This window comes from Streptomyces sp. (genome assembly GCF_035563135.1).
Lineage (GTDB): Bacteria > Actinomycetota > Actinomycetes > Streptomycetales > Streptomycetaceae > Streptomyces.
The window spans coordinates 1-5620 of the sequence record NZ_DATMVN010000611.1; the positions used below are offsets into that span (position 1 = coordinate 1).

Genomic DNA, 5620 nt, shown 5'->3' on the forward strand with positions numbered 1-5620 from the left:
CAGGCCCAGAGGATCCGGACGACGTGATGGCCCCGGTGGGACCAGTAGTAGAAGAAGTCCTGGGCGAGCAGCATCAGCAGCACCGTCCACCACAGGACGGGGACGCGCAGCGGGGTCAGCTCGTGGACGGCCGCGTAGATCGCGACGACGGGTATCTTCCACAGCAGGTCGAAGGCCAGGCTGCCGAGTCCCATGGTGACGCTGGTGGCGGCGTCCTTGGCGTCGTACCCGGCGGCCTCCTCGTCCGGATGGAGCCGGTGGGCCACCATTTCGAGGACGGTGAGCAGGACGAAGGCCGGGATCGACCACAGCACGACATCGGGCAGGTTCGGCTCCATCCGAGCACCGTAGGGCCGCCGGGGGCGCCGGGCATAGACGTTGTTACCGACAAGTATGCGAGACGCGGCGTCATCAGGATCTGTCGGGTTCCGCCAACTGCCCCCCGTAGGATTTCCGGCACACGCGCCGTCGAGGGGGAGGAACGCACGTGACCGGTACGGAAGGTGCGCTGATCCGCCCGGCCACCACGGTCATCAGGACGCTCGCCGGATCACTGCTGTCCCCCGGGCCGGACACGGCACCGGCCGCCGTGCCCGGCCCGCGTTTCCGGCGCCGTCGTCCCCCGCCCGGTGCCGTCCGCGGGTCCGCGGCGGGAGGTGCCCGGATGGGCCGTTGTCGGTCCCGGCCCGTATTCTCTGTGACCATGCTCGACGACCGTCAGACCGCAGCGCCGTGGCCGGCCGCGTATCCCCAGGGGTATGCGGTCGTCGACGTGGAGACCACCGGACTCGCCCGCGACGACCGGATAGTGTCCGCTGCCGTGTACCGCCTGGACGCGAGAGGCACCGTCGAGGACCACTGGTACACGCTGGTCAACCCCGAGCGGGACCCCGGGCCCGTATGGATCCACGGGCTCACCAGCGATGTCCTGGAGGGTGCGCCGCTCTTCCCCGAGGTCGCCGCGCAGTTGTCCGAGCGGCTCGCCGGGCGGGTCCTCGTCGCCCACAACGCGGCGTTCGACTGGTCGATGATCGCCCGGGAGTACGCGCGGGCGGCGGTCACCGCGCCCGTGGAGCAGCGGCTGTGCACCATCGCGCTCGCCAAGGAGCTCCGGCTGCCCCTGCCCAACCACAAGCTGGAGTCGCTGGCCGCGCACTTCGGTGTGGTGCAGCAGCACGCGCACCACGCGCTGGACGACGCCCGGGTGCTGGCCGAGGCGTTCCGGCCGTCCCTGCACGCGGCGGCCAGGGACGGGGTGCGGCTGCCGCTGCTGGAGTGCCGCCCGCTGACGGAGTGGAACGACTCCCCCGTCACCCCTCGCGCCGGGTACCGGCCGTCGCAGGGACAGGGCAGCTGGCGCCCCTCGCGCAAGCGCCCCGCGTGCCCTTATCCGAATCCCGGGCGCTACGAGCCGGACAGACCGCTCATGCAGGGCATGCGCGTGGCCTTCTCCGGGGACACCTCGATCGACAGGGAGCTCCTGGAGGACCGCGCCGTGGAGGCGGGACTGCACGTGGCGACCAGCGTGTCGCGGCTGACCAGCCTGCTCGTCACCAACGACCCGGATTCGGCCACGTCCAAGACGGTGAAGGCCAGGTCGTTCGGCGTCCCCATCCTGGAGGAGAGCGCGTTCACCCATCTGCTGAGGGATGTGGCACCGGCCGGGACGGCCGCCGTGCCGAAGCCGTCACCGTCATCGGAGTGAACCGGCGGCGACTCGCCCCGCACCGGCTCGCCCGCCGCCGCCATGCGCTCCACCCTGTGGCGCATGGCACGTTGTGAGGTTTGCGGAAACGACTACGGGATGTCCTTCGAGGTGCACGCGCAGGGCGCGGTGCACGTCTTCGACTGCTTCTCCTGCGCCATCCACCGCATGGCGCCCATCTGTGAGCACTGCCGGGTCCAGGTCATCGGCCAGGGTGTCGAGGTCGACGGCCACTGGTACTGCGGCGGCCACTGCGCCCGCGCCGAAGGAAGGGCGGGCATCGTGGACAAAGTATGACGGGCCGTCCCGTCCGCACGGGGGACCCTCCGTGCCGCACCCCATGGCCCCGGTTGTACGGTCATGGGGTGTACCGCTTCCTGTTGACCCGGCAGTGGGTGATCCTCACCCTCCTCGTCCTCGCCATGATTCCCACGATGGTGGAGCTGGGTTTCTGGCAGTTCCACCGGCATGAACACCGGGTCGAGCAGAACGCGCTGATCACGCGGAACCTGGAGGCGGACCCGGTCCCCGTCACCCGCCTCACCTCTCCCGGGCACACGGTGCCCCGCTCCGACTACTGGCGCGCCGTCACGGCCACCGGGACGTTCGACACCGAGCACGAGGTGGTCGTGCGCCGCCGTACCTCGCGGGACGAACGCATCGGCGTGCTCGTCCTGACCCCGCTGGACCTCAAGGGCGGGGGCACCGTCCTGGTCAACCGGGGCTGGGTGCCGGCCGCCGCCGACCAGCAGGCCTACCCGGAGGTCCCCGCCCCGCCCCGCGGCGAGGTCACCGTCACGGGCCGGCTCAAGGCGGACGAGACGACGGGTGCCAGCGGCATCAAGGACCTCGAAGGCCTGCCGGACCGCCAGGTGATGCTGATGAACAGCTCGCAGCAGTCGCACCTGCTCGGCCGCCCCGTGCTGGGCGGATACGTCGAGCTGACCGGTCCCGAGCCCGCGGACGGCAGCCCCGAGACGATCGCCGCCCCCGACGACAGCTCCATCGGCTCCCACATGGCGTACGCCGTCCAGTGGTGGCTGTTCGCCGCGGGGGTCCCCGTCGGCTGGTTCATCCTCGTACGCCGCGAGAAGCGCGACCGCGAAGAAGCCGCCGAGGCCGCCGAGGACGGCGAGAAGGCGGACCGGCCGGAACCGGCGACCGCCTGACCTCCGTGACGCCGGGCCCGTTCGTACCGGTTTCGCTGCTTAACGAGGCCGAGGTTCGGGAAGACGCCAGAGCGTGACCCCACCTATCGAGGACTACGCCATCATCGGCGATCTCCAGACGGGCGCCCTGGTCGGCAGGAACGGTTCCGTCGACTGGCTGTGCCTGCCCCGCTTCGACTCGGGCGCCTGCTTCGCGGCCCTGCTCGGCGACGAGGAGAACGGCCACTGGCGTATCGCCCCCCAGGGCACGGACAGCACGGAGACCTGCACCCGGCGCGCCTACGTGGACGACTCCCTGGTCCTGGAGACCTTCTGGGAGACCAGGACCGGGACCGTGAAGGTCATCGACTTCATGCCGCAGCGCGACAAGGCGCCGGATGTCATGCGGATCGTCGAGGGAGTCAGCGGCAGCGTCGACATGAGTTCCGTGCTGCGGCTGCGGTTCGACTTCGGCTCCGTGGTCCCGTGGATGCGCCGCTCGCACGGCCACCGCGTGGCCATCGCGGGCCCCGACTCCGTCTGGCTGCGCAGCGAGCCGCCGGTCAGGACGTGGGGCCAGCAGTACAGCACGTGCTCCTCCTTCACGGTCGCCGAGGGCGAGTCCGTGGCGTTCGTCCTCACCTGGCACCCCTCGCACTCCCCGCGCCCGAAGCTGATCGACCCCTACAAGTCGCTGAAGCACACCCTCGCCGACTGGGGGAAATGGGCCGCGCGGTGCACCTACCACGGCAGGCACCGGCAGGCGGTGCTCCGCTCCCTGATCACCCTGAAGGCGCTCACCTACGCCCCCACCGGCGGGATCGTGGCGGCTCTGACGACCTCGCTGCCCGAGGAGATCGGCGGCGTACGGAACTGGGACTACCGCTACTGCTGGCTGCGGGACTCCACCCTCACCCTGGGCGCGATGATCTCGGCCGGGTTCGTGGAGGAGGCGGCCGCGTGGCGGGACTGGCTGCTGCGGGCCGTGGCCGGTGATCCCGCGGACCTCCAGATCATGTACGGCCTCGCCGGTGAACGCAGACTTCCGGAGACGGAGCTGCCGTGGCTGAGCGGCTACGAGAACTCGGCTCCGGTCCGTACGGGCAACGCGGCGGTGCGGCAACGGCAGCTCGACGTGTACGGCGAGGTCATCGACTCGCTCAGAGTGGCCCGCGAGGCCGGTCTCGACGACAAGACACACGCCTGGAATCTGCAGCTCAGCCTGCTCGGCTTCCTGGAAGCCGCCTGGCGCGAACCGGACGAGGGGCTGTGGGAGGTCCGCGGGGAGCGCCGCCACTTCGTGCACTCCAAGGTGATGGCGTGGGTCGCGGCCGACCGTGCGGTGCGCACCCTGGAGGAGAACCCCGGTCTGCCGGGTGACGCCGACCGGTGGCGGGCGATGCGGGACGCCGTGCACGCGGAAGTCTGCGAGAAGGGCTACGACCCCGTACGCAACACCTTCACCCAGTACTACGGCTCCCGGGAGCTGGACGCCTCGACGCTGCTCATCGTGCGCACCGGCTTCCTGCCCCCCGACGACCCCAGGGTGATCGGGACCGTCGACGCGGTGCGCAGCGAGCTCGCCCACGACGGTCTGATCCGCCGCTACAGCACCGAGGGCGCGTCGGTGGACGGCCTCCCCGGTGACGAGGGCGCGTTCATCGCATGCTCGTTCTGGCTGGTCGACGCCCTGCTGCGGACGGGCCGCAGGGACGAGGCCGAGGTGCTCTTCGAGCGGCTGCTGGACCTGCGCAACGACGTGGGGCTGCTGGCGGAGGAGTACGACCCGGTGGCCGGGCGCCAGCTCGGCAACTATCCGCAGGCCTTCAGTCACATCGGCCTGGTCAACAGCGCGGTCGACCTCGCCCGTGCCGACTTGGCAGGATAGGGGCATGGATCTTGGACTGAAGGACCGTGTGTACATCGTCACCGGTGCGACCCGGGGGCTGGGCAACGCCACCGCGCGTGCCCTCGCCGCCGACGGGGCGAAGGTGATCGTTTCCGGCCGTGACGAGCAGGCCGCCGCCGAGGCCGCCGCCGAGCTGGGCCCCGACGCGCTCGGACTCGGTGCGGACAACGCCGACCCCTTGGCCGCCCGGCGCCTGGTGGACGCCGCGAAGGAACGTTTCGGCCGACTGGACGGCATCCTCATCAGCGTCGGCGGCCCCGCGCCGGGCTTCCTGGCCGACAACACGGACGATCAGTGGCAGTCGGCCTTCGAGTCGGTGTTCCTCGGGGCCGTACGGCTGGCCCGTACGGCGGCCGAGGCACTCGGCGAGGGCGGTGTCATCGGCTTCGTCCTGTCCGGGTCGGTGCACGAGCCGATCGCCGGTCTGACGATCTCCAACGGGCTGCGCCCCGGCCTCGCCGGCTTCGCCAAGTCCCTCGCCGACGAGCTGGGTCCGCGCGGCATCCGGGTCGTCGGGGTCCTGCCGGCCCGGATCGACACGGACCGGGTGCGCGAGCTCGACGCCCTGTCCGGCGACGCGGAGGCGTCCCGTAAGGCCAACGAGGCACGCATCCCGCTGCGCCGCTACGGCACCCCGGAGGAATTCGGGAAGACCTCGGCCTTCCTGCTCTCCCCGGCCGCCTCCTACCTGACGGGCATCATGGTGCCGGTCGACGGCGGCGCCCGGCACGGTTTCTGACGCTCCCGCGCGGAGCGGGCCGCCCCGGACCGCTCCACGCGGGGCTTCGCCCCGTCAGTTCACGCGTTCCGCACGGTGCTTGACCGCCTTCAGCCGGACCTCTGCGGGCAGTTCGTCCA

The 5620-nt window shown here is 71.2% G+C and carries 5 protein-coding genes and 1 pseudogene; 5 read left to right on the forward strand and 1 reads right to left on the reverse strand.

The window, feature by feature from the left end:
* Window positions 1–338, reverse strand: a pseudogene (locus VN520_RS27225) (sterol desaturase family protein); the annotation flags it as partial.
* A gap of 359 nt (window positions 339–697) precedes the next feature.
* Between VN520_RS27225 and VN520_RS27230 the strand changes: the two are divergent.
* From VN520_RS27230 to VN520_RS27250, 5 genes are all read left to right on the forward strand, one after another.
* Complete coding sequence (locus VN520_RS27230) at window positions 698–1705, forward strand: DEDDh family exonuclease (RefSeq protein ID WP_325749599.1); 1008 nt, start codon at window positions 698–700, stop codon at window positions 1703–1705.
* 63 nt (window positions 1706–1768) lie between these two features.
* Window positions 1769–2002, forward strand: coding sequence for a hypothetical protein (locus tag VN520_RS27235; protein ID WP_073747930.1), 234 nt, complete (start codon window positions 1769–1771; stop codon window positions 2000–2002).
* A 68-nt stretch (window positions 2003–2070) separates the two neighbouring features.
* Complete coding sequence (locus VN520_RS27240; protein WP_325749600.1) at window positions 2071–2874, forward strand: SURF1 family protein; 804 nt, start codon at window positions 2071–2073, stop codon at window positions 2872–2874.
* A gap of 73 nt (window positions 2875–2947) precedes the next feature.
* Entirely contained in the window at window positions 2948–4741 is a 1794-nt protein-coding gene (locus VN520_RS27245) for a glycoside hydrolase family 15 protein (protein WP_325749601.1), read from the forward strand.
* 4 nt (window positions 4742–4745) lie between these two features.
* Entirely contained in the window at window positions 4746–5501 is a 756-nt protein-coding gene (locus VN520_RS27250) for an SDR family oxidoreductase (RefSeq protein ID WP_325749602.1), read from the forward strand.
* Window positions 5502–5620 lie beyond the last annotated feature (119 nt).